Source organism: Azohydromonas australica DSM 1124 (assembly GCF_000430725.1).
In the GTDB taxonomy this organism is placed as follows: Bacteria; Pseudomonadota; Gammaproteobacteria; order Burkholderiales; family Burkholderiaceae_C; genus Azohydromonas; species Azohydromonas australica.
Genome location: NZ_KE387218.1, coordinates 57,959 through 83,682, shown reverse-complemented (window position 1 = coordinate 83,682; position 25,724 = coordinate 57,959). Strand labels below are relative to the sequence as shown.

The 25,724-nt window shown below is 72.4% G+C and carries 24 protein-coding genes, 2 tRNA genes and 1 pseudogene; 12 read left to right on the top strand and 15 right to left on the bottom strand.

The features are described from left to right. Window positions 1–179 (bottom strand): annotated as a pseudogene (locus H537_RS48245) (IS4 family transposase); the annotation flags it as partial. A gap of 135 nt (window positions 180–314) precedes the next feature. Further along, window positions 315–1,088 carry a Crp/Fnr family transcriptional regulator gene (locus tag H537_RS48240; RefSeq protein ID WP_084151288.1) on the bottom strand — a complete coding sequence of 258 codons (774 nt, stop codon included), beginning with the start codon at window positions 1,086–1,088 and terminating at the stop codon, window positions 315–317. Between the two features lie 116 nt (window positions 1,089–1,204). Between H537_RS48240 and H537_RS0138485 the strand changes: the two genes are divergently transcribed. Then, a complete protein-coding gene (locus H537_RS0138485; RefSeq protein ID WP_029002090.1) occupies window positions 1,205–1,762 on the top strand; it encodes a hemerythrin domain-containing protein in 558 nt (185 codons plus the stop codon). A gap of 13 nt (window positions 1,763–1,775) precedes the next feature. On the opposite strand, the gene H537_RS0138480 is transcribed toward H537_RS0138485, so the two are convergent. From H537_RS0138480 to H537_RS0138460, 5 genes are all read right to left on the bottom strand, one after another. Further along, on the bottom strand, window positions 1,776–2,126 hold the full coding sequence (locus tag H537_RS0138480) for a hypothetical protein (RefSeq protein ID WP_029002089.1): 351 nt from the start codon (window positions 2,124–2,126) through the stop codon (window positions 1,776–1,778). Between the two features lie 240 nt (window positions 2,127–2,366). Beyond that, window positions 2,367–3,305, bottom strand: coding sequence for a diguanylate cyclase (locus tag H537_RS0138475; protein WP_051244621.1), 939 nt, complete (start codon window positions 3,303–3,305; stop codon window positions 2,367–2,369). Then, entirely contained in the window at window positions 3,302–6,094 is a 2,793-nt protein-coding gene (locus H537_RS50155; protein ID WP_051244620.1) for a hybrid sensor histidine kinase/response regulator, read from the bottom strand. Before H537_RS50155 ends, H537_RS0138475 begins: the two co-directional genes overlap by 4 nt. A 382-nt stretch (window positions 6,095–6,476) precedes the next feature. Next, window positions 6,477–8,102: an IclR family transcriptional regulator domain-containing protein gene (locus H537_RS48230; protein WP_043462086.1), complete on the bottom strand. Its 1,626-nt coding sequence runs from the start codon at window positions 8,100–8,102 to the stop codon at window positions 6,477–6,479. 137 nt (window positions 8,103–8,239) lie between these two features. Beyond that, entirely contained in the window at window positions 8,240–8,461 is a 222-nt protein-coding gene (locus H537_RS0138460; RefSeq protein ID WP_029002087.1) for a hypothetical protein, read from the bottom strand. A 63-nt stretch (window positions 8,462–8,524) separates the two neighbouring features. Here H537_RS0138460 and H537_RS0138455 point away from each other — a divergent pair, with 63 nt between their 5' ends. Beyond that, complete coding sequence (locus tag H537_RS0138455; protein WP_502527952.1) at window positions 8,525–9,232, top strand: HU family DNA-binding protein; 708 nt, start codon at window positions 8,525–8,527, stop codon at window positions 9,230–9,232. Window positions 9,233–9,330: 98 nt separating this feature from the next. Here H537_RS0138455 and H537_RS48225 read toward each other — a convergent pair whose 3' ends face one another. The 3 genes from H537_RS48225 to H537_RS0138440 all read right to left on the bottom strand — a co-directional run bounded on the left by H537_RS48225 (window position 9,331) and on the right by H537_RS0138440 (window position 10,891). Continuing rightward, entirely contained in the window at window positions 9,331–10,515 is a 1,185-nt protein-coding gene (locus H537_RS48225) for an alpha/beta hydrolase (RefSeq protein ID WP_064736131.1), read from the bottom strand. Between the two features lie 168 nt (window positions 10,516–10,683). Beyond that, a tRNA-Gly gene (locus H537_RS0138445) sits at window positions 10,684–10,759 on the bottom strand. Window positions 10,760–10,816: 57 nt separating this feature from the next. Further along, window positions 10,817–10,891 (bottom strand) — tRNA-Gly (locus H537_RS0138440). Between the two features lie 424 nt (window positions 10,892–11,315). On the opposite strand from H537_RS0138440, the gene H537_RS0138435 reads away from it, so the two are divergent. The 6 genes from H537_RS0138435 (at window position 11,316) to H537_RS48215 (ending at window position 16,290) form a co-directional block, all read left to right on the top strand. After that, a complete protein-coding gene (locus tag H537_RS0138435; protein WP_029002085.1) occupies window positions 11,316–11,687 on the top strand; it encodes a hypothetical protein in 372 nt (123 codons plus the stop codon). A 127-nt stretch (window positions 11,688–11,814) separates the two neighbouring features. After that, complete coding sequence (locus H537_RS48220) at window positions 11,815–12,879, top strand: asparaginase (RefSeq protein ID WP_051244617.1); 1,065 nt, start codon at window positions 11,815–11,817, stop codon at window positions 12,877–12,879. Beyond that, window positions 12,876–13,679 carry an N-formylglutamate deformylase gene (hutG, locus tag H537_RS0138425; RefSeq protein WP_029002084.1) on the top strand — a complete coding sequence of 268 codons (804 nt, stop codon included), beginning with the start codon at window positions 12,876–12,878 and terminating at the stop codon, window positions 13,677–13,679. Before H537_RS48220 ends, hutG begins: the two co-directional genes overlap by 4 nt. Further along, window positions 13,669–15,051: an amidohydrolase family protein gene (locus H537_RS0138420; protein WP_029002083.1), complete on the top strand. Its 1,383-nt coding sequence runs from the start codon at window positions 13,669–13,671 to the stop codon at window positions 15,049–15,051. The genes hutG and H537_RS0138420 overlap by 11 nt, the downstream gene beginning before the upstream one ends. Window positions 15,052–15,119: 68 nt before the next feature. Then, the gene (locus H537_RS0138415; protein ID WP_029002082.1) at window positions 15,120–15,569 is read left to right on the top strand and encodes a CBS domain-containing protein; all 450 of its coding nucleotides are present in this window, start codon (window positions 15,120–15,122) and stop codon (window positions 15,567–15,569) included. Between the two features lie 142 nt (window positions 15,570–15,711). Further along, window positions 15,712–16,290: a hypothetical protein gene (locus tag H537_RS48215; protein ID WP_156902233.1), complete on the top strand. Its 579-nt coding sequence runs from the start codon at window positions 15,712–15,714 to the stop codon at window positions 16,288–16,290. A gap of 92 nt (window positions 16,291–16,382) precedes the next feature. Here the strand turns inward: H537_RS48215 and H537_RS0138405 are convergent, their stop codons facing one another. The 3 genes from H537_RS0138405 to H537_RS48210 all read right to left on the bottom strand — a co-directional run bounded on the left by H537_RS0138405 (window position 16,383) and on the right by H537_RS48210 (window position 19,757). Further along, window positions 16,383–16,718, bottom strand: a complete 336-nt coding sequence (locus H537_RS0138405; protein WP_029002081.1) for a hypothetical protein — start codon at window positions 16,716–16,718, stop codon at window positions 16,383–16,385. A gap of 119 nt (window positions 16,719–16,837) precedes the next feature. Continuing rightward, complete coding sequence (locus H537_RS0138400) at window positions 16,838–17,866, bottom strand: patatin-like phospholipase family protein (RefSeq protein WP_029002080.1); 1,029 nt, start codon at window positions 17,864–17,866, stop codon at window positions 16,838–16,840. A 142-nt stretch (window positions 17,867–18,008) separates the two neighbouring features. Continuing rightward, complete coding sequence (locus H537_RS48210; RefSeq protein ID WP_051244613.1) at window positions 18,009–19,757, bottom strand: ATP-dependent DNA ligase; 1,749 nt, start codon at window positions 19,755–19,757, stop codon at window positions 18,009–18,011. A 99-nt stretch (window positions 19,758–19,856) separates the two neighbouring features. On the opposite strand from H537_RS48210, the gene H537_RS0138390 reads away from it, so the two are divergent. Then, window positions 19,857–20,219: an HPF/RaiA family ribosome-associated protein gene (locus H537_RS0138390; protein WP_029002079.1), complete on the top strand. Its 363-nt coding sequence runs from the start codon at window positions 19,857–19,859 to the stop codon at window positions 20,217–20,219. A gap of 37 nt (window positions 20,220–20,256) precedes the next feature. Here H537_RS0138390 and H537_RS48205 read toward each other — a convergent pair whose 3' ends face one another. Together H537_RS48205 and H537_RS0138380 are read right to left on the bottom strand one after the other, a co-directional pair. Continuing rightward, on the bottom strand, window positions 20,257–21,135 hold the full coding sequence (locus H537_RS48205) for a universal stress protein (protein ID WP_051244611.1): 879 nt from the start codon (window positions 21,133–21,135) through the stop codon (window positions 20,257–20,259). Window positions 21,136–21,486: 351 nt separating this feature from the next. Continuing rightward, window positions 21,487–21,753: a hypothetical protein gene (locus H537_RS0138380; protein WP_029002078.1), complete on the bottom strand. Its 267-nt coding sequence runs from the start codon at window positions 21,751–21,753 to the stop codon at window positions 21,487–21,489. A 189-nt stretch (window positions 21,754–21,942) separates the two neighbouring features. On the opposite strand from H537_RS0138380, the gene dinB reads away from it, so the two are divergent. From dinB to H537_RS0138365, 3 genes are all read left to right on the top strand, one after another. Next, window positions 21,943–23,193 carry a DNA polymerase IV gene (gene dinB / locus H537_RS48200; RefSeq protein WP_051244609.1) on the top strand — a complete coding sequence of 417 codons (1,251 nt, stop codon included), beginning with the start codon at window positions 21,943–21,945 and terminating at the stop codon, window positions 23,191–23,193. 471 nt (window positions 23,194–23,664) lie between these two features. After that, window positions 23,665–25,185 carry an aldehyde dehydrogenase gene (adh, locus tag H537_RS0138370; protein ID WP_029002077.1) on the top strand — a complete coding sequence of 507 codons (1,521 nt, stop codon included), beginning with the start codon at window positions 23,665–23,667 and terminating at the stop codon, window positions 25,183–25,185. Window positions 25,186–25,303: 118 nt separating this feature from the next. Next, the gene (locus tag H537_RS0138365; protein WP_029002076.1) at window positions 25,304–25,696 is read left to right on the top strand and encodes a DUF779 domain-containing protein; all 393 of its coding nucleotides are present in this window, start codon (window positions 25,304–25,306) and stop codon (window positions 25,694–25,696) included. Window positions 25,697–25,724 lie beyond the last annotated feature (28 nt).

The following is a 25,724-nucleotide window of genomic DNA, read 5'->3' as shown; positions in this document are numbered from 1 at the left end:
GCGCCGGCGGCTTGCGCCGCCGCATGCAGCGACGGCCGCAGCCCTACGGCCACCAGGCTCATCAGTTCCACCGTGGTCGAAAACAGCAGCTCGCGCACGTACTGGTGCTGGGCGCGCTGAGCAAACACTTCGTCGATCCAGTCCGGATCCAGTGCCCGCTGCAGCGCCAGCCGTGCCATCAGCGTCACGGGAGAGTGGTGCGCAAAGCGCTCCACGACAGCATCCACCACCGTCATCGCACACCTCCACTTGCCATCGGGTGCGTCAGAGGAGGCAGCGTGCTCGCTAAATGGGCACCTTGAAAGGGGTGGCCCTCAGGCCGCCACCACCTCGTCCTGCGCCAGCTTGCGCAGCGCGGGCAGGTCCAGCACGCGCACGTTGTAGCCGGAGACGTCGATGACGCCCTGCGTCATGAAGCTGCGCATCAGGCGCGACAGCGTCTCGGGCGTGATCGCCAGCTGCGAGGCGATGTCGCGCTTGCGCTCGCGCAGCAGCACCTGCGCCTGGCCCGGCACTTCGGGCACCGGCGCGCAGCGCTGGTGCAGCCAGGCGGCCAGGCGTGCCGGCGCGTCCTTGTGCATGAGCTCGTGCGTGTTGAGCGTGAGCGTGCGCACCTCGCGCGCCAGGGCCTGGATCAGCAGCGAGCCCAGCTGCGGGTCGTCGTCGAGCAGCGTGGTCAGCGCCAGTCGCGGCAGCTCCAGCACCATGACGTCGGACACCGCCAGCGCGTCCAGCGCGTGCGTGCCCGACAGCCAGGCCGAGGCCAGGTCCAGCCAGGCCGGCGCGTGCAGCATGCGCTCGATGCGGAACTGGCCGTCGCTGGCCTGGCGCAGGCCCAGCGCGGCGTCGCCGTCGACCAGTGCCACCAGCGTCTGGGCCGGGTCGCGGCGGGTGTAGATGAGGTTGCCCGCGGCGACACAGCGCATCTGGGCGATCGCGTCGAGCGCCTGCGCTTCGGCCGAGCCGAGCGACGGTGCGTCCAACAGTGCGGCCCAACTGCGGCGCGAGGCCGCGATGCGTGTCGCCGCGCGCGCGGCGTTCCGGGCCAGGCCCGGGGAAACCGACGGGGAAGCGTGGATGGAAGACATGGCCGAAAGGTGCGGTCCGTTCTCGGGGAATGGCGTCGATGGTCTCCCAGCCCCTGCCGCCCGGGCTTGCGGCAGATCAACCGCTTCCGGCAAGGGGGTGCGGCGACAATTCCGGCATGCGCGCTACATCTTCACTGCCCGGCCTGCACAGCCCCGCCGCCGGTTTCGACGAGCCTTTCGAGGTGCTTCATGCCTGCCACGAGCGGGTGCGCCGCAGCCTGGGGCTGCTGCAGCGGCTGGTGGCGCACGTGGCGCAGCACGGTGCCGACGACCAGGCGCGCGATGCCGCGCGCGACGTGGCGCGCTACTTCAACCTCGCCGCGCCCGCGCACCACGAGGACGAGGAGCGCCACGTGCTGCCGCTGCTGCGCGCCAGCGCCGACGCGCGGCTGCAGGAGGCGGCGCAGCGCATGCTGGCGGACCACGAACGCATCCGCGCCACGTGGCAGTCGCTGGAGCCGGCGCTGCAGGCCCTGCAGCGCGGCGAGATCGCCCCGGCGCTGGCCGACGCCGCGCAGGCCTTCGTGCAGGCGCACGAGGGGCACCTGGAGCTGGAGGACGAGCTGGCCTTCCCCGGCGCCCGGGCGCAGCAGGAGGCCGCCGCCGATGGCGCGGCGCAGCGCGAGGCGATGGGGCGCGAGATGGCGCAGCGCCGCGGCGTGAAGCCGGCGTAGCGGGCCGGAAGTCTCATTCCGCGCAGCCCGGCAGCGCCGGCGAGCCGCGCATGCCGGCCATCACGCGGCCGTCCTGGGTGACGGCCACGCTGACGCCCATGCAATGCAGCTCGATGAGCTCGCCGCGGTCGCTGTAGGCGAAGCGCAGCTCGCCGCCGTCCAGGAAATGCACGCAGTGCGAGACGAGGCCGGCCACGCGCACCACGTCGTGGCTGCGCACCTCGCACACGTTGCACAGGCCCACGCTGGTGATGACGGGCAGCTCGGCCAGGAGCTGGCTTTGGCTGCGCGTGAAGCGCGCCCCCCAGTCGGTGGCGTGGGTCTGGCCTGCAGCGAGCCGCAGCGGCTCGGAATGCTCGGACATGGCTTCCTCCTCGGGAATGGCGCCCTGGGCGGCACGGGCAGGCCGCAGGGCCGGACATGCCAAGACGGTTGAAGGTGCAACGGGCGCTGCAGCGGGAACTGCTCGGCACGCCCCCATTGCCGCACGGCGCACCGGGCGGCTCCATGGGAGCTTGCTGGGGGAGGCGCCAGGACTTGTGACCCGGGCGCACCGGGAGCTTCGTCCCGGGTACGGCGGGACGGCGGCCCGGCCCGCGCGCGTTCAGCCCTCTTCGCTGCAGGCGCGCGCGCGTCCCTCGGACTTGGCGCGGTAGAGCTGCGCATCGGCGCGTGCGAACAGCGCGTCGGCGTCGTGCACCAGCTGCGGCTGGGCGGTGGCCACGCCCAGGCTCAGCGTCACCACGCCGAGCGGCGAGTCGGGGTGCTCCAGCGCCAGCGCGCGCACGCTGGTCTCCAGCAGCCGCGCCAGGTGCCGCGCGCCCACGGCCTCGGTGCGCGGCAGCACGCAGGCGAACTCCTCGCCGCCCCAGCGCGCCACCAGGTCCCCCGGGCGGCGCAGCCCGGCCTGCAGTTGCTGCGCCACGCGGCGCAGGCAGTCGTCGCCGGCCTGGTGCCCGAAGCGGTCGTTGTAGGCCTTGAAGTGGTCGATGTCGGCGATCAGCAGCGACAGCGTGCTGCCCTCGCGCTGCGCGCGTCGCCACTCCAGCACGAACTGCTCGTCGAAGTGGCGCCGGTTGTAGACGCCGGTGAGGCCGTCCACGAGCGCCAGGCGGCGCAGCTGGTCGGCCTGCGCCTTGAGCGTGAGGTGCGTGCGCACGCGCGCCCGCACCACGCGCGGGTTGAAGGGCTTGACGATGAAGTCCACCGCCCCGGCGTCCAGCGCCCGGGTCTCGTTGGCCTCGTCCTGGAGCGCGGTGATGAAGATCACCGGGATGTCGCGCGTGGCCGGCTCGGCCTTGAGCCGCGCGCACACCTCGATGCCGCCCAGCCCGGGCATGCACATGTCCAGCAGCACCAGGTCGGGCAGGCGCTCGCGGCACAGCGCCAGCGCCTGCTCGCCGTGCGTGGCCATCAGCAGCCGGCAGCCGCTGCCCACGAATACCTGGTGCAGCGCGTGGATGTTGGCCGGCTGGTCGTCGACCAGCAGCAGCCGCGGCGGCTGCGCGCCGGGCAACAGGAGTCCTTCGGGAGTCGGGTTCATGGGCGTGCTTGGGCGTCCTCGATGAGGCACAGGCAGTGTGCCAGCGCCGCTTGCAGGTCCAGCCGCGCCAGGGCCCGGTCCAGCGCCTGGCGGTCCTCGGCCGGCAGCAGCGGGCGCAGTTGCGCGTGCACCTCCAGCGCGTGCAGGTCGGACTGCGACAGCAGCGCCACCAGGCTGCGCAGCAGCGGCTCCAGGGCCGCCACGGACGCATCCCCGGGCACGCCTGGATCGGCCGCCTGCGCCGCCGCCGGCTCGGCTTCCAGCCCCGCTGCCACGCGCTCGCCCTCGGCCAGCGTGTCCGCCAAGGCCGCCCGCAGCTCAGTGTCCAGTGACGGCGGCACTGCCGCGTCGCCCTGCAGCACCTGCTCCAGCGCGTTCAGCGCCTCGGCCAGGCGCGACGCACCCAGCGTGCCGGCCACGCCGCGGCCGTGGTGCAGCGCCGCGGCGGCCTCGGCGCGCCGGCCCTGCGCCCGCAGCGCGGCGTACTGGGGCCACAGCGCCTCGAACTGCGCGCGGGTGTCGCGCAGCAGCCGCGCGTAGAGGTCGTGCCGGCCGTTGAGGCGTTCCAGCGCGCCGTCCACGTCCAGCAGCGCCGGCCCGGCGACGCCCTCGGCAGGTGCGTCCGCAGGCGTCGCGGGCGTGGCCGCCGCGCCCGGCGTAGGCAGCGGCCCGCGCGCGGTATGTCGGCGCAGCACGGCCACGAGCTGGCGCAGGTCGAAGGGTTTGCTGACGTGGTCGTCCATGCCCACGGCCAGGCAGGCATCCCGGTCGGCCGGCGCGGCGTTGGCGGACACGGCGATGACGGGCAGCCGCTGCAGCCCTGGCATCGCGCGGATGCGCGCGGTGGCGGCGCGGCCGTCCATCTCCGGCATCTGCAGGTCCATCAGCACGGCGTCGAAGGCGCCGGCCGCCACGGCCGCCACGGCCTCGCGCCCGTTGGCCGCCAGTGCCACCTGCGCGCCCTCGCCCTGCAGCAGCTCCTGCATCACCTGGCGATTGGTCGCGTTGTCCTCGGCCACCAGCAGCCGCAGCCCGGCCAGCGAGCGCTCGGCCAGCGGCGCCGGCGAGGGCAGCTCCTCAGCCAGCGCCGCCAGCTGCTGCGCGGTGGGCAGCGGGAAATCGAGCCGGCAGTGGAAGCGGCTGCCCACGCCCGGGGCGCTGTCCACCCGCAGCTCGCCGCCCATGAGCGCTACCAGGCGGCGGCAGATGCTCAACCCGAGCCCCGTGCCGCCGAAGCGCCGCGTGGTGGAGGCCTCGGCCTGAGTGAAGGGCTCGAAGATCAGCGCCTGCTGCGCCGGGTCGATGCCGATGCCCGTGTCGCGCACCGACAGCTCCAGCCGCGCCGTCGCGTCGCCCTGCTCCAGCAGCCGCAGCGCCACCTCCACCTCGCCCGAAGGCGTGAACTTCACGGCATTGCCGCCGAGGTTGAGCAGCACCTGGCGCAGCCGCAGCGCGTCGCCCACCAGCACCGGCGGCACGGCCTGCTCCAGCACCAGGCGCAGCGCCACGGGCTTGCCCGGCGGCACCTGCAGCAGCGTGCCCAGCTCTTCGAACAGCCGCGCCGGACGGAAGGGCCGCGGCTCCAGCGCGAGCTTGCCGGCCTCGACCTTGGACAGGTCCAGCACATCGTCCAGCAGCGCCAGCAGCGAGCGCGCCGCGGCCTCGCCCTTGGCGGCGTAGTCGGCCTGGCGCGCGTCCAGCCCGCTGCGGCGCAGCAGCGCCAGCATGCCCAGCACGGCGTTGAGCGGCGTGCGGATCTCATGGCTGGTGTTGGCCAGGAAGGCCGACTTGGCGCCGGAGGCGGCCAGGGCCTCGTCGCGGGCGCGGCGCAGCTCGGCCGTCATGTCGCCGGCCAGCGCCAGCGCGCGGGCCCGTCCGCGCGCCAGCAGCCAGGCCGTGAAGGCCAGCAACACGCTCAGCAGTGTGCCGCCGCCGGCCAGCCACCAGGGCGCGGACGGCGCGTACTCGGCGTCGAAGCGGGCGCTGCTGGCCATGCGCAGGTGCAGTGCGCGCCCGCCCACGCTCAGCACGCGCTCGGTGCCGAAGCGCGGCTGCGGGTTGCGCAGCCGGTTCACGGCCAACCGCAGCGACTGCGCGTGCGTGCCGTCCAGGAGCTCGAAATCCAGGTTCTGGCCGGGATTGCCCTGCTCCAGGCCGGCCAGCAGCGGCTCCACCGCCAGCACCGCCACCAGCACCCCCGCCGGCACGCTGCGCCGGGGCGCGGACGCGGTGCGGTCCATGGGCAGCAGGAGCAGCAGCGTGGGCCATGCGTCGCCCGGCAGCGTCAGCGCGCTGCCGAGCGCGGGCGTGCCCTCGCGCAGCGTGCGCTCCAGCGCCTCGCGCAGCGCCGGCTGCTGGGCCAGATCCAGCCCCGCCAGGCCCTGCAGCGCCGGGCGCGGCTCGGCGTGGCGCACGACGAGGGCGCCGGCGTGCGCCACGCGCTGGGCGAATGCGAGGCCGCGCACGCCCTCACCCGCCGCTCCCGTGCGCTGCCAGGCCGCGACGAAGCGTCCGAAAGCGGCGGCATCGGTAGCGGGCTGGGCCGAGAACAACGCCTGCAAAACGTGCAGGTCGCCGGCCGCGTGCGCGAAGCGGTGGAGCACCTGGGCCTGCAGCCCCTGGGCGTACAGCTCGAAACGCCCTCGCGCCTGCGCCTCCAGGCTGCGGTGCAGCCAGATTGCCGCCAGGGCCGACAGCAGCAGCCCGGCCACCAGCACGCCCAGCGCCAGCAGCAGCGCGGGGCGCGGACGGGTCAGGCGGGCGGGCAGCGGCAAGGCGGCGAAGGGCATGGGTCACGCCGCGGGAAGGCCCGGCGCGGCGGCGCGAGAGGCAATCCCTTGGCATCGGCCGCCGCGGTGAAATTCTTGAGGGCGGTTGATGCGGGGGCGGCTTACCGCGCGTTGCGGTCTGGAGAAAGTCGCGGGCCGAAAGCTGATCCGGCTCGCTCTCCATTTCGTCATTCCCGCGAAGGCGGGAATCCAGGCGGTCCCACCTCAGCACGAAGCCCGGGTGCCCCGAACCAAGCCCCGGCGTCGGCGTTCAACCCGATCTGCCGGCGGCGGCTTGGGGGCCGCCTGGACTCCCGCCTGCGCGGGAGTGACGAATGAAGGTGCGAAACGGCTCGGCTTGCGAGATGCCACGGCTTGGAAACTTCCCCAGCCCTTCCTCCCCTCAATCCACCGGCCAGTCCACCTCATGCTGCGGCAGCCCCGCCACGCCGGGCTGGAGCTGGAACAGCCGGCCCGACAGCGGCGCGTTGGCCAGCGTCTCCAGCGGCACGCCGTCGCGGGCGCTGGTGACGAAGAGCTGGCGCAGCCCGGGGCCGCCGAAGGCCAGGTCGGTGGGGTTGGGCACGGGCACGCCCAGCACGCGGTCCACGCCGCCGTCGCTGCCGAAGCGCACCACGCTCCAGCCCTCGCGCAGCGCCGACCACACGCCCCCTTCGGCATCCACCGCCAGGCCCGACAGCTTTCCCGAGGCGCGCGGCACCGTCGCCAGGCGCCGCACGCCGCCGCCGGGGCCGCCCGCTTCCAGCCGGTACAGCGTGCCCGAGGCCGGCGCGGCGGCCACCAGCTCGCCCTGCGCGTTCCAGGCCAGCGCCGCCACGGGCTCGCCCAGCAGCCAGCCGCCGCTGAATTCGCCCGAAGGCTTCAGGCGCGCCACGCGCCAGCGCTCGCCCTCGGCGGCGCAGGCCCACAGCGAGCCGTCCTCGCGCACGCAGGCGGCCAGCAGCCGGCGCCGCGGCGTGCCCGACAGCGGCAGCGGCGCGGCGTCCGCGCCGCCCAGCAGCCGCCAGCCCTCGGCCTGCACCAGCAGCGCGCCGCGCGCGTGCAGCAGCAGCGACTCGATCGGCCCATCGGTGTCGCCCAGCACGCGGTCGTGGCCCTCGGCCGTCCAGGCGTGCACGGCCGGCGCCAGGGCGTCGGCCCACAGCAGCCGCTGCCGGCGCGCCGACCAGCGCGGATAGGCGCCGTGGAAGGCGCGCTCGCCTTCGAGCACCTCCGCCTCGCCCGGCGCGGGCTCGGCACGCGCGGCCTGCAGCTGCGCGCCCACCCGGCGCGCCGCCTGCACCAGCTCCGGCCCCAGCAGCTCCAGCCGCTCGTGCGTGAGGCGGAAGGCCGGGCCGGCGACGCTGATGGCCCCGCGCACCTTGCCCTCGCCGTCCACCACGGGCGCGCCCACGCAGCGCACGCCCGGCACGATCTCCTCGTCGTCGATGGCCCAGCCGCGCGAGGCCGCGAGCCGGACCTCGGCCTGCAGCCGGCGCCGGTCGGTGATGGTGCGCGGCGTCTGCGCCGTCAGCGGCAGCTCCTTGATCAGCGCGTCGCGCATGGGCCCCGGCAGCGCGCCGAGCATCGCCTTGCCCTGGCTGGTGCAGTGCAGCGGCTTGCGCTGGCCCAGCGCCGAGGCCGAGCGCTGGCTGTGCGCGCCATCGCAGCGCTCCAGCAGCAGCGACTCCAGCCCGTCGAGCACGCACAGGTAGGCGGTCTCGCCGGTGAGGTCGCGCAGCGAGCGCAGCTCCAGTTGCGCCGCGGCCACCAGGTCCGGCATGGCGAAGGCCGCGCGGGCGTACTCGAAGCAGCGCAGGCCCAGGCCGTAGACGCGGCGCAGCGGATCACGCCGCACCAGGCCGCGCGCCACGAGCGCAGCCAGCAGCCGGTACAGCGTGGTGCGCGGCAATTGCAGCCGCGCCGACAGCTCGGCCTGGCTCAGGCCCTGCGGCGCCTGCCCGATGGCATCGAGCACATCCAGCGCCTTGTCCAGGGCCGCAGTGCCCTCGTGGCTGGACGAACCCATTCCAGAACTCCCATGATTTGGTCAAAACGGCCCGCATCCTAAGTTCCGTAAGCAATCCCGCGCTTGTGGGCAACACTGACAGGCGGCAGGGCGGCGGCGCCCTCGCCGTGCCCGCCATGCGCGGACGGCGGGCGGTTTCAGTCCGTGCCAGAACGGGACGGCGGCGCGGGGGCGTCGTCCGCGGGGGACTGGGGCGGCGGGTCGAGGGCCAGGTCCAGGCTGGCGCCCGGGTCCTCCTCGCCGGCGGTGGACTCCTCGGCCCAGTCCACCGGCTCGGGCGTGGCGGTGGCATTGGCGGGCTTGCTTGCCGGCGCGTCGGGCACGGCGGACGGCGGACGGGATGGATCGGCATGCGTCATGGCGCCTCCTGAAGCAACGAGTGATGCAGCCCCCGCGCTGCAAGCGGCGCGCCTGCGCCCACCATGCAAGCCATCCGAAAGCCGGCTGGCCAAAAAACGCCGTCGCGGCGCGGGCCTTCGGGGTGTGCCGCGCAAGCAGCACCGGGGCACCGGCCGTCGCGGCCTCTTGCTTGCGTTCGCAACCGAAAGCAAGGGTGGTGGAGCAGTGCCGGCCCGCAATGTCACAATCACGGCTTTTCAACACGCTCAAACCGCATGAACCGCAACGATCTCGCTGCCCTGCTGGCCGAAAAACACGAACTCTCGAAGGCTGCCGCCGCCCGCATGCTGGACACGGTGATCGATGCCCTGTGCACCGAGCTGAAGAAGGGCAAGCCCGTGGCGATCTCGGGCTTCGGCAGCTTCAAGATCGGCCAGCGCGCCGCGCGCGTGGGCCGCAACCCCAGCACCGGCGACAAGATCAAGATTGCCGCGCGCAAGCTGGTGAAGTTCTCGCCCTCCACCACGCTGGCCGGCATGGTCGACACCAAGTTCGCCAAGGCCCGCGCCGAAAAGGCCGCTGCCAAGCAGGCCGCCAAGCCCGCCGCCAAGGCACCCGCGAAGAAGGCCGCGGCCAAGAAGGCTGTTGCCGCCGCGCCGGCGAAGAAGGCTGCCGCAACCAAGACCGCCGCCGCCGCGCCGGCCAAGAAGGCCGAAGCCCCCGCGAAGAAGGCTGCTGCCAAGGCGCCCGCGAAGAAGGCCACGGCCAAGAAGGCTGCCGCCAAGGCCTGAGCAGGCCCTCGCCCCACGCTGGCCTGCACCACGGGCCAGTGCACGAAAAAGCCCCGCACCGCGGGGCTTTTTTCATTGCGCGATCCGACCGCGGCGGGCTACTTCGGCTTGCTGGCAGCGGCCGCCTTGTTGTCTTCGACCTTGGTCTCGGTGGGCCGGTGGTCGGAGACGCGCAGCGAGCGCTCGAAGGCCTGGCGCAGTTCCTTGGCCGCGAGATGCTGCGCCGAGCTGGCGTTGCCCACCACCGGTGCCATGCCGAAGAACTCGTGCGTGACGCCCTTGAAGCTCTGGCTCTTGAAAGACACGTTGGCCTTCTTCATCGCCTCCTCCAGCAGCTCGCCGTCGCTGCGCAGCGGGTCGATCTGCGCATTGATCAGCGTCACCGTCGGCAGGATGCGCAGCTCGGCATGCAGCAGGTCCACGCGCGGGTCCTGCTTCTGGCTGGGCGAGGAGAAGACCTTGTCGGCGAACCAGCCCATCATGGCCTTGTTCAGCGGCTTGGCCTGCGCGCTGTCGCGGTACGAGCGCGTGTCGAAGTTGGCAAGCTGCACCACCGGGTACACCGCCAGCACGTGCTGCGGTGGCGTCATGTTGGCCTGCCGCGCGGAGATGGCGGTGGACAGCGCCAGGTTGCCGCCGGCGCTCTCGCCGGCCAGCGCCAGCCGCTTCGGGTCGCCCCCGAGCTGCCCCGCGTTCTCCGCCAGCCAGTGGTAGGCGGCCAGCGCGTCGTCGTGCTGGGCCGGGAACTTGTGCTCGGGCGCGAGCCGGTAGTCCACCGACACCACGATGGCCTTGACCAGGCCGGAGAGCGCGCGCGGCGCGCCGTCGTAAGCCTCCTTGCTGCCCAGCACCCAGCCGCCACCGTGGAAGTACAGGATCACCGGGTGCGGGCCCGGCCCCTCCTTGGGCGTGTACACGCGCGCGGGCAGCGCGCCTGCGGCACCGGGAATGGTCCGGTCGGCAGCGATCACGTCGGGCACCAGCTTGGCCGGGTCGGTGTCCTTCTCCTTGAGCTTGAGCACCGCCATCGCGGCATCGGCGGGCGTGGGCTGCTTGCGCGCCTCCTCGACGCTGAGCGTCTCGATGGGCTTCGGGTTCATCCCCGCCAGCGCATCGAGCACGGCCGCCATGTCCTTGTCGGCCTTGTAGCGCGTGCCGGTCTTGGGATCGAGCTTGTCCGCCGCGACGGCACCCTGGCACAGCAGGGCCGCGCCCAGGGCGGCGGCAATCAGCAGCGGACGGCCACGGGCCCGCCTCAGGGGTTCGGGGTGCACGCGCAACATGGAGGCTCCAGCAAGGGGTTAGGCAGCCTCGCGAGATGGCAAGCGCTGTACCCGAATCGTCCCAGGGCGAGCCCGGGCCTGCGCCGCCCGCCCCGCTCGCTGTGCCTTGGCGCACGGGAAATGAAAAAGGCCGGCTTCCTGTGCAGAAAGCCGGCCTTCTCGAAGATTTGGAGCGGGAAACGAGACTCGAACTCGCGACCTCAACCTTGGCAAGGTTGCGCTCTACCAACTGAGCTATTCCCGCAGAGGGTCGGACGCGTCGCCGCGGCCGGGACTGTGAGCAAGTCGACTGAACGGACAATGCCGGGGAAACGAGACTCGAACTCGCGACCTCAACCTTGGCAAGGTTGCGCTCTACCAACTGAGCTATTCCCGCAGGGGATTCGGTGCATCACTGCAACCGGATTGTCCGTCAGCTACTGCTGACAGCCGACGCTTCGATGATTGTAATCGCTGGCTCATTATCTGAGCCTTTGATGCATCGCTGCGTCGTTGGCGTGGGTCGCATTGTATGACAGTTTTTTGGGATGTTCCAGCACAAGCCCACAAAATTCTTCGAAGTGTTCTTTGACCCGCTTTCGGCACCGCCCGATGCCAGGTTGCGGCCTCAACGTCCTGGCCGTGCCGCCCGGCAAGCCTTGCCGGACTCGCCAGGGCGTCGGCCAAGCGAGACCATCACCGCGGTCGTGCGCGCCGGCTGCGTGGAACGGCGCACCAGCCAGCGCGCGGAGCCACGGCGCTGGGGCTGCTATGCAGGCATGAGGTTTGCCGCGCACCGGGGCTCTCACTCTCGTGCAGCCATGGACACGCATCTCGAGATCTACCGACGCCTTTCCAAGATCGAGAACGAGCTCGTGCAAGCGGTGCAGGCCAGTGCCGTGGTACGCGGCGTGGCTGAGGAGCTGCGCGCCTGCCTGCACCGGCTCAGCGAGGAGTCGCAGCAGGCGCGCGCGCTGCACCTGCGCAACCAGGATGAGGCGCTGTGCCTGGCGCTGCGCGAGCTGGAGGCGCTGGCCGAGCAGGCCTGCCAGCTCGCGGACTGCCGCGACGGCGATGCGCGCCGCGTGCTGCGCCCGGGGCTGGACGAGGCGCGGCAGGACATCCGCGACCTGTGCCACCAGCTCGGCCTGCACCGCCGCAGCGCCGCGGCCGAGCAACGGGCCGCGCCCTGAGCCCCGCCCGCACGGGGCTGCCGGGGCCCGGTGCCGGCGTGCCGCAAGTGCCGCCTTCACCAAGCCTTGCGCGCCGGCGTGGCCGCTACAGTGGCCGCGTGCCCGTTCACGCGTGGAGGCCCTGGCGATGAGCTCCAATCCGGTCCTGGTCGAAACCTGGCGCGGCGGCGTGGTGGAGTCGCGGCACCGCGGCTCCTTCGCCGTGGTTGACGCGGACGGCGGCGTGCGCTGGTCCGCAGGCGAGATCGACCTCCCCGTCTTCCCGCGCTCGGCCGTGAAGCTGCTGCAGGCGCTGCCGCTGGTGGCCAGCGGCGCGGCCGATGCCTTCGGCCTCGACGACGCGGCGCTGGCGCTGGCCTGCGCCTCGCACGGCGGCGAGGAGCCGCACGTGCGCACGGCGCTGTCCACGCTGCAGCGCGCGGGGCTGGATGCCGATGCGCTGGAATGCGGCGCGCACTGGCCCTACTTCGAGCCCGCGGCGCGCGCGCTGGCCGCCGCCGGGCGCGAGCCCGGCGCGCTGCACAACAACTGCTCCGGCAAGCACAGCGGCTTCCTGTGCCTGGGCGCGCACATGGCCGGCGGCCGTGACGCGCGCGGCTTCGTCGCCGGCTACGTGCAGCGCGGCCATCCGCTCATGCGCGAGGTGGAGCACGCGCTGCAAACGGCCACCGGCTTCGACCTGGCCCGCGCGCCCTGCGGCGTCGACGGCTGCTCGATTCCCACCCACGCCGTCCCGCTTCGGCACCTGGCGCGGGCCTTCGCGCGCGCGGGCAGCGGCGTTGGGCTGCCGCCGGACATGGCTGTCGCCGCGCGGCGGCTGCGCGCGGCCGTGGCCCGGCATCCCTTCCTGGTGGCGGGCAGCGAGCGCTCGGACACGCTGGTGATGGAGGCGCTGCGCGAGCGGCTGTTCTGCAAGGGCGGCGCCGAGGGCATGTACTGCGCCGCACTGCCGGAGCTGGGCGTGGGCTTGGCGCTCAAGATCGACGACGGCGCCGGCCGCGCCGCGGAGGTGGCGCTGGCAGCGCTGGTGTCGGCGCTGCTGCCGCTGGACGACCGGGAAGCCGCCGTGGTGGGCGCCTGGAGCCCGCGTGCGCAGCTCAACTGGCGCGGCCTGGAAGTGGGCGCGCTGCGTGCTACCGAGGTGCTGCGGCCTGAGGCCGCGCACCGGACCCAGGGAGGCCTGCCGGGATGAGTGAAGCCGTCTTTTCGCTGCAGCGCGGCACCACGCCGCTGCTGCTGAGCCTGCCCCACGTGGGCACCGAGATTCCGCCGGAGCTGCGCCGGCGCCTCGTGCCGCGCGCGCTGGAGGTGGAGGACACCGACTGGCACCTGGAGCCGCTGTACGCCTTCGCGCGCGAGCTCGGCGCCACGGTGCTGGCGCCGCGCTACAGCCGCTACGTCATCGACCTCAACCGCCCGCGCGAGGACACGCCGATGTACAGCGGCGTCAACACCACCGGGCTGTGCCCGGTGAGCTTCTTCACCGGCGAGCCGCTGTACCACCCCGGACAGGCGCCCGACGCGGCCGAGGTCCAGCAGCGTTGCGAGCGGTACTGGCGGCCCTATCACGAGACGCTGCGGCAGGAGCTGCAGCGGCTGCGCGAGCAGCACGGGCACGCGGTGCTGTTCGACGGCCACAGCATCAAGTCCGAGCTGCCGTGGCTGTTCGAGGGCGAGCTGCCCGCGCTCAACCTGGGCACGGCCGACGGCGCGAGCTGCGCGCCCTCGATGCGCCTGGCGCTGGCCGAGCTGCTGGACGGCCAGAGCGCGTACAGCCACGTCATCGACGGCCGCTTCAAGGGTGGCTACATCACGCGTCACTACGGCCGGCCCGTCGAAGGCGTCCACGCGGTGCAGCTGGAGATGTGCTGGCGCTGCTACATGGCCGAGGACGCCCCCTACCGGCTCGATGCGGCCCGCGTCGCGGGCATCGAGCCGCTGCTGCGGCGCATGCTGCAGCTGCTCACCGAATGGAGACCCGATGAAAGTTGAGCCGCTGACCCTGTGGGCGCCACGCGCCTGGCTGCCCGGCGGTTGGGCCGAGCAGGTGGTGCTGCGCAGCGACGAGGACGGGCGCTGGTGCGAGGTCCGTGCCCAGGCGGGGCTGCCGCCATCGGGCGCGCGGGCGCTGGCCGGCGCGGTGCTGCCGGGGCTGGTGAACGCGCACAGCCACGCCTTCCACCGCGCCTTTGCCGGCCTGGCCGAGCGCTTCGACGCACCCGGCGCCGGGCTGCACACCTGGGGCGCGCTGCGCGACCACGTCGCCGTGCGGCTCACGCCCGAGCTGCTGCAGGCGGTGGCGTCGCACCTGTACGTGGAGCTGCTGCGCGGGGGCTACACCCACGTCGTCGAGTTCAACGACCTGCACCTGCAGCCCGACGGCAGCCCCTATCCCGACGCACAGCGCATGGCCTGGGCGCTGGCCGACGCGGCGCAGGAGGTGGGCATCGGGCTCACGCTCGTGCCGGTGCTGCGCGAGCACGCGCGCAACGGCCAGGCGCTGCCGGAAGGGCAGCGTCGTTTCGCGCGCAACCTGGAGCACACGCTGCAGGAGGCGCAGGCCGTGCGCGAGAGCGGCCGGCCGCTGCTGCACGCCGCGCTGGGCGTGCACGCGCTGTCCGCGGTGCAGGCGCCCGCGCTGGCGCAGCTTGCGCGCACGGCGGGGCCGGAGCTGCGCGTTCACGTGCAGATCGCCGAGCACCAGACCTACGTGCAGTCCTGGCGCGAGGCCACCGGCACGGGGCCCGTGGAGTGGCTGGCGCGGCAGGATCTGCTGGGCCGGCACTGGACGCTGGTGCACGGTACCCATGCCGGCGACGAGGAAGTGCAGGCCGTGGGCCAGGCCGGCGCGAGCCTGGTGCTGTGCCCCAGCAGCGAGGCCAACCTGGGCGACGGCCTGGCGGACCTGGCGCGCTGGATCGAGGCCGGCGTGCCCGTGGCGCTGGGCTCGGACAGCCAGGTCACCCGCACCTGGCGCGAAGAGCTGCGCTGGCTGGACTATGGCCAGCGCCTGTTGCGCCAGCACCGCCAGGGGCCGGCCAAGTCCAACACGCCCAGCACCTCCGGCGCCGGGCGGCTGTGGACCATGGCGCAGCAGGGTGGCGCAGCGGCCGCCGGGCTGGAGCGCTGGGGCCTGGTGGAGGGCGCGCGCGCGGACCTGCTGGTCATCGACACCGCCGATGCCAGCCTGCTGGGCACGCCCGCGCCGCAGCTGCTCGATGCACTGGTGTTCTCCAGCCCCGGCCGTCCCTGGCGCGACACGGTGGTGGGCGGGCGTTTCGTGGTGCGCAACCACCTGCATCCGCACAGCGCCGCCATTGCCGGTCGCTTCGAGCGCGCCATGCGCAGCATCTGGAGTCTCTGAAAAACGTTTAAAAAGGACATGGGCGCCGCTGCCGCCCCCGTTCCGTCCTCACGTGAAGGAGAGAGCCGATGACCACCACCCTCGAAATCCTGAAATCCAAGCCGAACCAGGAAGTGATTTCCGTGCGCCCGCACGACACGGTGTACGAGGCCATCAAGACGATGTGCGAGAAGAACATCGGCGCCGTGCTGGTGATGGAGGGCCCGGCGGTGGTGGGCATCTTCTCCGAGCGCGACTACGCCCGGAAGATCGTGCTGCAGGAGCGCGCCTCCAAGAGCACGGCGGTGAACCTGGTGATGACGCCCAACGTCATGTTCGTGGGCCCGCGCCAGACGGCCGAGGAGTGCATGGCGCTGATGACGCAGAACCGCCTGCGCCACCTGCCGGTGATGGAGGACGGCAAGCTCGTCGGCATGATCTCCATCGGCGACCTGGTCAAGCACATCATTTCCGACCAGCAGTTCCTCATCGAGCAGCTGGAGCACTACATCGCCGGCCATCCCGTGTCGCCGGCCTGAGCTTGCGCCGGACGGGGCCAGGGTCATCACGGGCCCACCGTCCGGCGCCGTCCTACAAGCGCGCACGGCGGCGGACTATGGGCCGCCCTGCCCCCGCGGCGCTGCAATGGCGGCATCACGACGAATCCGAAGGCCCGCCGCCATGACCGCTTCCTCGCCCGCCTCCCGGCCCGCTTCCCCGAACACCGACCCCGCCCGCCGGGACGACCTCGATCCCAAGGACCCGATGGACTCGCTGGCCGCGCAGGCGGCGACGAATCCGCTGGGCGCCGGCCTGGGCGCCGCGGGCGGTGCCGCCGCCGGCGCGGCGGCCGGCATGGCGGCCGGGCCGGTGGGCAGCCTGGCCGGCGCGGTGCTGGGCACCATCGCCGGCGCGCTGGCCGGCGGCACGGCCGAAAGCTCCTGGCACGAACACAGCAGCAGCGAACACTGGCTGCGCCTCTACAACAGCCGGCCCTACATCACCGAGGGCGCGCGCTTCGAGGACTGGGGCCCGGCCTACGCCTACGGCGAGGCCATGTACGAACGCCAGCGCGGCCCGCGCCGCTGGGACGGCGAGGTCGAGTCCGAGCTCGGCCACGGCTGGGAAGCCGAGCGCGCCCGCACCGGCTCCGCCCTGCCCTGGGACCAGGCCCGCCACGCTTCTCGCGACGCCTGGGACCGCCTCCACGGCGCCGCCGACAACGACCCGACGCGGCCGGGGCGGGACATCGCGGGCTGAGAAGCGCGGCCCCAAAGAAAAAGGCCGCAGTCGCGGCCTTCTTGATGTTCCGGTGTGGCCCCGCGCCAGGGAGCGGGGATCGCGGCGCCAGCTCAGTGATGCGCCTTGCTGCGCGGGGGCTTGTCGGTGAGGCCGGGGACGTGCACCGCCAGCAGCACCGGCTGCTCCTCGCTGTCCGAATCAAACAGCGCCTTGCGCACCATCAGCGCCACCGAGGAGGGGTTCAGCCGCTCGGTGGGATGCGCGGCGGCTTCCACCAGGCTGCGGTACACAGCGGCCGGCAGCAGCATCGCCAGCTCCAGCGACAGCTCGTTGGCCCGCTCGTAATCCTCCAGCGGCGAGCTCTTGTCCAGCGCGCCCGCCAACACCAGGTACTGGGCCACCTTCTCGACGATGTCGATCTTTTCGCGCGCGGGCAGGTCCTTCATGGGTTTCGACTCCTTTTTTCGACAGGGGCGGGAGGGTAGCAAAGAGCGCCCGCTAACCTCGGTACAAGGGCTGTAGGCGGGCCCGGCGATGCCCCGCCCGCACCGCCGACCCGGGCTGCCTACCGCGGCGCCAGGAACGTGGCCGCGATGTCCAGGGTGGCGCGCACGCCCACGTCAGCCCGGTGCTCGCCCAGCCAGCGCTGCGCGGCCTCGCGGCCCAGGGCGAACAGCCGCTCCAAGAAGGACTGCCGCGTGTCGAGCTTGGTGGCCGCCTCCAGCGACGCCAGCTCGCCCTCGTCGGCAATCATGTGCAGGCGCAGGTCCTTGTAGAGCCCGCGCTCGATGCGCTCCTGCGCCAGCAGCTTCTGCACGAAGGCGATGGCGCGCATCTCGCCGGCCAGCGCGGTGTTGAAGCCGATCTCGCTCACGCGGTCGGCGATCGCCAGCGCCGTGCGCGGCGTGGCCGGGCGCTTGAGCGGGTTGATCTTCACCAGCAGCAGGTCGGACTCCGGCGTCTCGTAGATCAGCGGCCACAGCGCCGGGTTGCCGGCGTAGCCGCCGTCCCAGTAGGGCTCGCCGTCGATTTCCACCGCGCGGAACAGGTGCGGCAGGCAGGTGGAGGCCATCAGCGCGTCGAGCGTCAGGTCCGCGCCGCTGAACACCCGCGGCTGCCCGGTGGTGACGCTGGTGGCGATGACGAACAGGGCCGGCGGCGCCGCGCGCAGCGCGTCCACGTCCACGTGCTGCGCCACCAGGTCGCGCAGCGGGTTCAGCCCGAAAGGGTTGAGCTGGTAGGGGCTGAAGCTGCGCGCCCAGCTCTGGAACCAGTCCGCCGGCGTCCAGCCCCACAGCGGCATGCTGGACGGCTGCGTCCAGCCCGGCAGCGCCGGGGGCTGCAGCGCGCCGAAGCACTGGCCGGCGCGCGACACGTCCAGCCAGAAGGCGCGCAGCGCCCGGCGCGCGCCCTCGTTGCCGCCGCGCGCCAGGCCCGTGGCCAGCACCGCGGCGTTGAGCGCGCCGGCGCTGGTGCCGGAGATGCCCGAGAAGCGCAGGGAGCCGTCCTCCAGCAGCGCGTCCAGCACGCCCCAGGTGAAGGCGCCGTGCGAGCCGCCGCCCTGCAGCGCCAGATCGATGGCAAATGGTTCCATTCGAGTTGTTTCTTGCTTGATTGCGATTCGTCGAAGGGGCTGGAGCACGCCCCGCCGTGCCCGCGGGCAGGACGAGGCGATGTTTCAGCGGCGCCCGGGAAGTGGAGCGCGCACCGGGGACTTCGGCAGCGCCTTCAGTTTCTCAAGCGGGCGACTCTGCCTCGCCGGCGCCCTCCCCGGCCGCCGGGGCGGCGGCGCTGCCGTGCTGGTCCAGCAGCGACTGCAGCGTCGCGAGGGTGTCGGCCTCGTGCAGCGGCTTGTCCGGTCGCAGCCGCAGCATGCGCGGGAAGCGCAGCGCGATGCCGCTCTTGTGGCGCGGGCTGCGCGCGATGCCCTCGAAGCCCAGCTCGAACACCAGCGTGGGCCGCACGCTGCGCACCGGGCCGAACTTCTCGATCGTGCTGGCGCGGATGGCGCGGTCCACCTCGGCGAACTCCGCGTCGGTGAGCCCCGAGTAGGCCTTGGTGAAGGGCACCAGCTGCAGCCCGCCCGGGACGACCGGCGCGCGCCGCGCGATCGCCTCCACCACCGCCTGCGCCTCGGCCGCGTCGGCGGGCGGGCGGCTCCACACCGCGAAGGTGTAGTCGGTGTAGACGCTGGCCCGGCGCCCATGGCCGCGCTGGGCGTAGACCAGCACGCCGTCCACCGTCATGGGCTCGATCTTCCACTTCCACCACAGCCCTTCGGCCTTGGTGCGGCCGGCGCCGTAGGGCGCGGCGCGCTGCTTGAGCATCAGCCCTTCGACGCCGCGCTCGCGGCTGGCGGCGCGCTGCTCGGCCAGCGCCTCCCAGTTGTCCGCTTCCAGCAGCGGCGAGATCGGCAGCCCGGTGCGCGCGCACAGCGCCTCCAGCCGCTCGCGCCGGTGCAGCAGCGGCTCGCCGCGCAGGTCCTGCCCGTGCTCTTCGAGCAGGTCGTAAGCCAGCAGCGTCACCGGCGCTTCCTGCAGCAGCTTGCGCGGCAGCGTCTTGCGGTTGAGGCGCTGCTGCAGCCTGGCGAAGGGCGCGGGACGCCCGTCCTGCCAGGCCAGGATCTCGCCGTCCACCACCGTGCCATCGGGCAGCGCCTGCGCCAGCGCCACCACCTCCGGGAAGCGCTCGGTGACCAGTTCCTCGCCGCGCGACCAGATCCAGCACTGCCCGGCGCGGCGCACCACCTGGGCGCGGATGCCGTCGTACTTCCACTCCACGATCCAGTCCGCCGGCGCTCCCAGCGCCTCCGGCACCGCCTCCAGCGCATGCGCGAGGAAGAAGGGGTACGGTTGGCCGCTGTCGCTCGGCGTCGCGCCGTGCTCGTCCTGCGGCGCCAGCAGCGCCAGGAAGCGCGCCGCGCCGGGCGGCTGGCGCGCGTCGGTGTAGCCCATCATGCGCTGCGCCATCAGCTTGGCGTCCAGGCCGGCGTGCTCGGCCAGCGCGCGCTGCACCAGCAGCTTGCTCACGCCGACGCGGAAGGAGCCGCTGATGAGCTTGCACAGCAGGAAGCGCGCGGGGGTGTCCAGCGTGCCCCACCACTGGGCCAGGCACTGGGCCTGGGCCTGCGGCGGCTGGCCGCGCAGGGGCAGCAGCCGCGTCTCGACCCACTCCGCCAGGCCCACCTCCTCGCCCTCGCGGCTGGCCGGCGGCGGCAGCACCAGGGCAATGGTCTCGGCCAGGTCTCCTACGGCCTGGTAGCTCTCCTCGAACAGCCAGTCCGGGATGCCCGCCAGCGTGCAGGCCGTGGCGCGCATGAGCGCACCGGGCACGCTCTGGCGCGGCTTGCCGCCGGCCAGGAAGTACACGGCCCAGGCCGCGTCGGCCGGGGGCGCGGCGCCCAGGTAGCGGCGCAGGGCCGCGACCTTCTCCAGCGTGGCGGTGCGGGCGTCGATCTCGGCGTAAAGCTGTGCGAACAGGCGCATAGGGTTGCCATGATGCCGTGCTCCTCGGCAGCGCACGCCGCTTGCCGGAGGAGCACCATCCGGCCCGCCCGGGCCTACAAACCGAGAGGAATGAACAGCATGCAAGTACAAGTCAACACCGACGACCACATCCCCGGCCGCGAAGACATGGAGCGCGAGATCGCGCAGATCCTGGAAACCGAGCTGGACCGCTACGCCGACCACATCACGCGCGTGGAAGTGCACCTGAGCGACAGCAATGCCGCCAAGCTGGGTGACGACGACAAGCGCTGCTTGCTGGAGGCCCGCGTCGCCGGCCGCGAGCCGCTGACCGCCAGCCACCAGACCGGCGACATGCGCGCCGCCATCGACGGCGCCGTCGAGAAGCTGCTGCGCGTGCTCGACAGCAGCCTGGGCAAGGCGCTGGACAAGACCAAGAATGCGCGCGAAACCATCCGGCGCGACGGGGTGGACGGGCTGTAAGCCGTCCGCGGGCGCGGCGGCGCGCCCGCCCCGCGCCTCAATGCGACATCAGCACCGGCACCGTCATCGACTGCAGCAGCGTGCGCGTGACGCCGCCCAGGGCCAGCTCCCAGGCGCGCGCGTGGCCGTAGCCGCCGATGGCGATCAGGTCGGCATCCACGTCCGCCGCGCGTGACAGCAGCGCCTCGGCCACCGGGGCGTCGGGCGTCCAGGGCGACAGCAGCCGCTCGCCCACCGAGGGCTCGCGGCTGCGTTGCAAGCTGCACGTGGCGCGCACGCCGTGCAGCGCCAGGTACTGCACCAGCGGCTCCAGCGGCGGCACGTCGTCGTCGCCCCGCACGAAGCGAACCAGCTCCACCTTGGCCGCGCGCCGCAGCAGCGGCAGCGCGTCGCGCAGCGCGCGCACGCTCTCGCGGCTGCCGTTCCAGGCCACCAGCACGTTGCGCACCGCGCGCGGGCGCGGGCCGCCGTGGCCGTCGGTGTGGGGCACGAACAGCACCGGGCAGCCCGCGCCCATCAGCACCCGGCCGGCCAGCCCGGACGCGGTGCCGTCGGGCGTCTCCGGGTCGTGCTGGCCCATCACCAGCAGGTCGGCGCAGCGCACGTGGCGCAGCAGCGTGGGCAGCGGGTCGGCCAGCACGCTCTCGAAGGGCAGCGGCTTCTCGCGGAACTGGCCCACCTCGTCGATCAGCGCCCGCGCCTGCTCGATGCGCCCGCGGTCGCTGTCGATGCTCAGCTGCGTGGCGATGGTGGTGGCCTCCGGCGTGAGGTAGGCCGCCGTAGGCGTGGCCTCCACCGCATGCACCGCCTCCAGCTCGGCCCCATGCTCGTCCGCCAGCGACGCCGCCCACAGCGCCACCTCGCGGGCGCGCGGGCTGTCGCTGACGTGAACCACGATCCGGCGCAGTTCGCTCATGTCACAGCTCCTTCATTGATTGCGGGATTCACGACGCGCCGCCACAACCGCCGGCGCCCTGCCGATGCTAGTGCGCCCCGTCCCGCCCAGGCCGAGCGGGGGCGCCTGCGCGCTTGACCACGGTCAGGCGCACGCCAGGTGGCGCATGCCGAGATCGGCCCCGGAGCCATGGCCGTCGCCGTCCCTTCCGGAACCTGCGGCGCCGCAGATCGCGCGTCCAGTGCAGCGGCCTGGGCTTTCCGTTCGCCCGGAGCTTGTCGAAGGGCCTGCAGGCCAGCCGGGACACGAGGCTTCGACAGAGCCTGTCCTGAGCTTGTCGAAGGCCTCAGCCTGAACGGAAGCCCGACAGCCCTAGGGCAGCGCCTCGTACAGCCCGTCGAGGATGTGGGTGCCCGAGAGGTGCCGCACCTCCAGGCGGTAGGCCAGGAAGTCCATGGAACGGCCCGGGTCGATGGTCTGCGATAGCGAGGCGGTGTTGCCGGGGTTGTTGGCGTAGATCACGCCCATGGGCGACTGTCCGCGGTTGAACACCCGGTACCAGCGCGCGTTGGAGCCGTCGGTGTTGAAGATCAGCTGGCGCTGGCCCGGTAGCAGGCGTATCAGGCCGGGGGTGGTCATGCAGCGGTTCTCTCTTGCGGACGTGGATCGGGTTGCGGAAAACAAGGCCAAGCCGCCCGGCCGGGCGCTCGACAGCCAGCCCGCCATGGTAGCCCGCGCCACCTGCGCGGCCTTGATGCGGCACACCGGGCGGCACCGTCGCGCGCGCATCGAACGAAGTGCGCCGCCCCCGCCCGCTATGCTGTATGCATGCACAGCCCGAGCGGTCAGCGCTGGATCGCGCACCTCGACATGGACGCCTTCTATGCGTCCGTGGAGCTGCTGCGTTATCCGGAGCTGCGCGGGCTGCCGGTGGTCATCGGCGGGCGGCGCGCGCACCAGCCCGAGGAGCTGCCCGACGGCAGCCGCCGCTTCGCGCGGCTGCGCGACTACGCCGGCCGCGGCGTCATCACCACCGCCACCTACCCGGCGCGCGCCTACGGCGTGCACTCGGGCATGGGCCTCATGAAGGCCGCGCAGCTCGCGCCCGATGCCGTGCTGCTGCCCGCCGACTTCGACGCCTACCGCGCCATGTCGCGCCGCTTCAAGGCCGCGGTGGCGGAGCTCGCGCCGGTGATCGAGGACCGCGGCATCGACGAGATCTACATCGACCTGAGCGAGCTGCCCGCGGTCCGCGAGGTGCTGGGCCACGACCCGCTGGCCGGCGTGCGCGCCGTGGCGCAAGAGATCCGCAACAACGTTCGTGCCGCCACGGGGCTCACCTGCTCCATCGGCGTCACGCCCAACAAGCTGCTGTCCAAGATCGCCTCCGAGCTGGACAAGCCCGACGGCCTGACGGTGCTGACGCTGCAGGACCTGCCCACGCGCATCTGGCCGCTGCCGGTGCGGCGCATCAACGGCATCGGTCCCAAGGCTGGCGCCAAGCTCGAGGCGCTGGGCATCCGCAGCATCGGCGAGCTGGCACAGCGCGAGGCGCCGTGGCTGATCGAGCGTTTCGGCCGCAGCTACGGGCAGTGGCTGTACGAGGCCTCGCACGGCCTGGACGAGCGGCCGGTGGTCACGCACAGCGAGCCGGTGTCCATCAGCCGCGAGACCACCTTCGAGCGCGACCTGCACGCGGTGCGCGACCGCGCGCAGCTCTCGGCCATCTTCACGCGGCTGGCGCAGCAGGTGGCCGAGGACCTGCAGCGCAAGGGCTACCTGGGCCGCACCATCGGCATCAAACTGCGCTTCGAGGACTTCCAGACGGTCACGCGCGACCAGACCCTGCCCGCGCCCACCGCCGACGCCGCCGCCATCCGCCGCGCCGCGGGGTTGTGCCTCAAGCGCGTGGACCTCACCAAGCGGCTGCGGCTGCTGGGCATCCGCGCGGGCTCGCTCAGCCGCTCCGACGCCCCTGCGCCCGCGCCGCGCGCCGCGCGCAAGGCCGCAGCCGGCGGTGCCCGGGCCGACCTGCCCACGCAGCCGGAGCTGCCGCTGTTCGACGCGCCGGCGCAATAGGAATTCCAGTCCATCGCTGGACAACCCATCACCCGTTCGCTCTGAGCCTGTCGAAGAGCAGGCGCTCGGTTATCGCCGCAGGGCTTCGACAAGCTCAGCCCGAACGGGTCTTGTAGTCCATGAACCACTTCAGGTCCTTACAAGACACCGGTGTGCTGGCCGCCGCGCCTTGACCTGTGGTTGTTGCATATGCAAAGACGTGCAAATCCATGATGACGTCAGGCCTTGTGACGCGCTGGGACAGCGCCAAGGCCTGGAGCAGTCCTGACGTCACAGCACCGGCACCAGCGTGGCACCGGCCTCGGTACTGACCCGGAGTTTGTGACGCCCGCGGGGCCGCCAGGCACCGTGCCGCGCCGCTGGCACGGTCCTGGCAATAGGAACGCCGCAACCTGATCCAGCGCTCCGGCGGCTGCAGACCCAAAAGGCAGCCGGGGCCACTTTCACAGACGCGTTCACAAGGAGACACGCATGGACATGCTCGAACCCGGCAAATTTGGTTTCCCGGTCAACTTCAAGAAGCGCTATGGCAACTTCATCGGCGGCCAGTGGGTCGAGCCGGCCAAGGGCCAGTACTTCGAGAACATCACCCCGGTGACGGGCAAGGTCTTCTGCGAGATCCCCCGTTCCACGGAAGAGGACATCGAGCGCGCGCTGGACGCCGCGCACGCCGCCAAGGCCGCCTGGGGCCGCACCTCGCCCACCGAGCGTGCCGCCGTGCTGCTGAAGATGGCCGACCGCATGGAGCAGAACCTGGAGCTGCTGGCCACGGCCGAGACCTGGGACAACGGCAAGCCCATCCGTGAAACGATGGCCGCCGACCTGCCGCTGGCCATCGACCACTTCCGCTACTTCGCCGGCTGCGTGCGCTCGCAGGAAGGCACGATCAGCGAGATCGACCACCAGACCTACGCCTACCACTTCCACGAGCCGCTGGGCGTCGTGGGCCAGATCATTCCCTGGAACTTCCCGCTGCTGATGGCCGTGTGGAAGCTGGCGCCGGCGCTGGCCGCGGGCAACTGCATCGTCCTGAAGCCCGCCGAGCAGACGCCCGTGTCGGTGCTGGTGCTGATGGAAGTCATCGGCGACCTGCTGCCCCCGGGCGTGCTCAACGTCGTCAACGGCTTCGGCGTGGAAGCCGGCAAGCCGCTGGCCTCGTCCAAGCGCATCTCCAAGATCGCCTTCACGGGCGAGACGGGCACCGGCCGGCTGATCATGCAGTACGCCAGCCAGAACCTGATCCCGGTGACGCTGGAGCTGGGCGGCAAGTCGCCCAACATCTTCTTCGCCGACGTGATGGCCAAGGACGACGCCTTCTTCGACAAGGCGCTGGAAGGCTTCGCCATGTTCGCGCTGAACCAGGGCGAGGTCTGCACCTGCCCCTCGCGCGCGCTGGTGCACGAGTCGATCTATGACGCGTTCATGGAGCGCGCCATCAAACGCGTGGCCGCCATCAAGGCCGGCAACCCGCTGGACGCCAGCACCATGATCGGTGCGCAGGCTTCCGACGAGCAGCTCAAGAAGATCCTGTCCTACATGGACATCGGCCGTGGCGAAGGCGCGGAAGTGCTGATCGGTGGCGAGCGCAACAGCCTGGGCGGCGACCTCGAAGGCGGCTTCTACATCAAGCCGACCGTCTTCAAGGGCCACAACAAGATGCGCATCTTCCAGGAAGAGATCTTCGGCCCCGTGCTGTCGGTCACGACCTTCAAGGACGAGGAAGAGGCCCTGGCCATCGCCAACGACACCAACTTCGGCCTGGGCGCCGGCGTGTGGAGCCGTGACATGAACACCGCGTTCCGCATGGGCCGCGGCATCCAGGCCGGCCGCGTGTGGACCAACTGCTACCACGCCTACCCGGCCCACGCGGCCTTCGGCGGCTACAAGCAGTCGGGCATCGGCCGCGAGACGCACAAGATGATGCTGGACCACTACCAGCAGACCAAGAACCTGCTGGTCAGCTACAGCGAGAACAAGCTGGGCTTCTTCTGATCGGGCGGGGCCCCGCGAGGGCCCTTCTCTTGACGGATCGCCAGGGAGGGCGGCGGCGCGATGCCGCCGCCTTTTTTCATTTCAGGCAGGCCGGCGACGGCCCACCGGGGGAATGCCGATGACCACGGCCGACGACATGAAGGAAGTGCAGCAGGTGGTGGCCACCGAGGCGGCGCTGGCGCTGATCGCACAGGTGCGCGCGCAACACGGGGCGCTGATGTTCTACCAGTCCGGCGGCTGCTGCGACGGCAGCGCGCCCATGTGCTACGGCCGCGGCGAGCTGCTGGTGAGCGACCACGACCGGCTGCTGGGCCACGTCGACGGCGAGCCCTTCTACATCAACGAGTCGCTGTTCGAGTACTGGAGCGGCTCGCAGCTGATCCTGGACGCCGAGCCCGGGCGCGGCGGCATGTTCTCGCTCGAAGGCGCCACGGGGCAGCACTTCGTCTCGCGCGCGCGGCTGTACGAGGACACCGAGTGGCGCTGGCTGGAGGCGAACGGGCGGGTGTGAGCCCGGGGCGCTGCGCCCGCCTCCCTGG

Bases quoted from the DNA above. Each gene is read 5' to 3' on its own strand.
- H537_RS50155 (WP_051244620.1), bottom strand. From the start codon at position 6,094: ATGCCCTTCGCCGCCTTGCCGCTGCCCGCCCGCCTGACCCGTCCGCGC.
- H537_RS48225 (WP_064736131.1), bottom strand. From the start codon at position 10,515: ATGTTGCGCGTGCACCCCGAACCCCTGAGGCGGGCCCGTGGCCGTCCG.
- dinB (WP_051244609.1), top strand. From the start codon at position 21,943: ATGCACAGCCCGAGCGGTCAGCGCTGGATCGCGCACCTCGACATGGAC.
- H537_RS48220 (WP_051244617.1), top strand. From the start codon at position 11,815: ATGAGCTCCAATCCGGTCCTGGTCGAAACCTGGCGCGGCGGCGTGGTG.
- H537_RS48240 (WP_084151288.1), bottom strand. From the start codon at position 1,088: ATGTCTTCCATCCACGCTTCCCCGTCGGTTTCCCCGGGCCTGGCCCGG.
- H537_RS0138400 (WP_029002080.1), bottom strand. From the start codon at position 17,866: ATGGAACCATTTGCCATCGATCTGGCGCTGCAGGGCGGCGGCTCGCAC.
- H537_RS0138480 (WP_029002089.1), bottom strand. From the start codon at position 2,126: ATGTCCGAGCATTCCGAGCCGCTGCGGCTCGCTGCAGGCCAGACCCAC.
- H537_RS0138460 (WP_029002087.1), bottom strand. From the start codon at position 8,461: ATGACGCATGCCGATCCATCCCGTCCGCCGTCCGCCGTGCCCGACGCG.
- H537_RS0138420 (WP_029002083.1), top strand. From the start codon at position 13,669: ATGAAAGTTGAGCCGCTGACCCTGTGGGCGCCACGCGCCTGGCTGCCC.
- hutG (WP_029002084.1), top strand. From the start codon at position 12,876: ATGAGTGAAGCCGTCTTTTCGCTGCAGCGCGGCACCACGCCGCTGCTG.
- H537_RS0138365 (WP_029002076.1), top strand. From the start codon at position 25,304: ATGACCACGGCCGACGACATGAAGGAAGTGCAGCAGGTGGTGGCCACC.
- H537_RS48210 (WP_051244613.1), bottom strand. From the start codon at position 19,757: ATGCGCCTGTTCGCACAGCTTTACGCCGAGATCGACGCCCGCACCGCC.
- H537_RS0138455 (WP_502527952.1), top strand. From the start codon at position 8,525: ATGCAAGCCATCCGAAAGCCGGCTGGCCAAAAAACGCCGTCGCGGCGC.
- H537_RS0138380 (WP_029002078.1), bottom strand. From the start codon at position 21,753: ATGACCACCCCCGGCCTGATACGCCTGCTACCGGGCCAGCGCCAGCTG.
- H537_RS0138405 (WP_029002081.1), bottom strand. From the start codon at position 16,718: ATGAAGGACCTGCCCGCGCGCGAAAAGATCGACATCGTCGAGAAGGTG.
- H537_RS48230 (WP_043462086.1), bottom strand. From the start codon at position 8,102: ATGGGTTCGTCCAGCCACGAGGGCACTGCGGCCCTGGACAAGGCGCTG.
- H537_RS0138415 (WP_029002082.1), top strand. From the start codon at position 15,120: ATGACCACCACCCTCGAAATCCTGAAATCCAAGCCGAACCAGGAAGTG.
- H537_RS48205 (WP_051244611.1), bottom strand. From the start codon at position 21,135: ATGAGCGAACTGCGCCGGATCGTGGTTCACGTCAGCGACAGCCCGCGC.
- H537_RS48215 (WP_156902233.1), top strand. From the start codon at position 15,712: ATGACCGCTTCCTCGCCCGCCTCCCGGCCCGCTTCCCCGAACACCGAC.
- H537_RS0138485 (WP_029002090.1), top strand. From the start codon at position 1,205: ATGCGCGCTACATCTTCACTGCCCGGCCTGCACAGCCCCGCCGCCGGT.
- H537_RS0138475 (WP_051244621.1), bottom strand. From the start codon at position 3,305: ATGAACCCGACTCCCGAAGGACTCCTGTTGCCCGGCGCGCAGCCGCCG.
- H537_RS0138435 (WP_029002085.1), top strand. From the start codon at position 11,316: ATGGACACGCATCTCGAGATCTACCGACGCCTTTCCAAGATCGAGAAC.
- adh (WP_029002077.1), top strand. From the start codon at position 23,665: ATGGACATGCTCGAACCCGGCAAATTTGGTTTCCCGGTCAACTTCAAG.
- H537_RS0138390 (WP_029002079.1), top strand. From the start codon at position 19,857: ATGCAAGTACAAGTCAACACCGACGACCACATCCCCGGCCGCGAAGAC.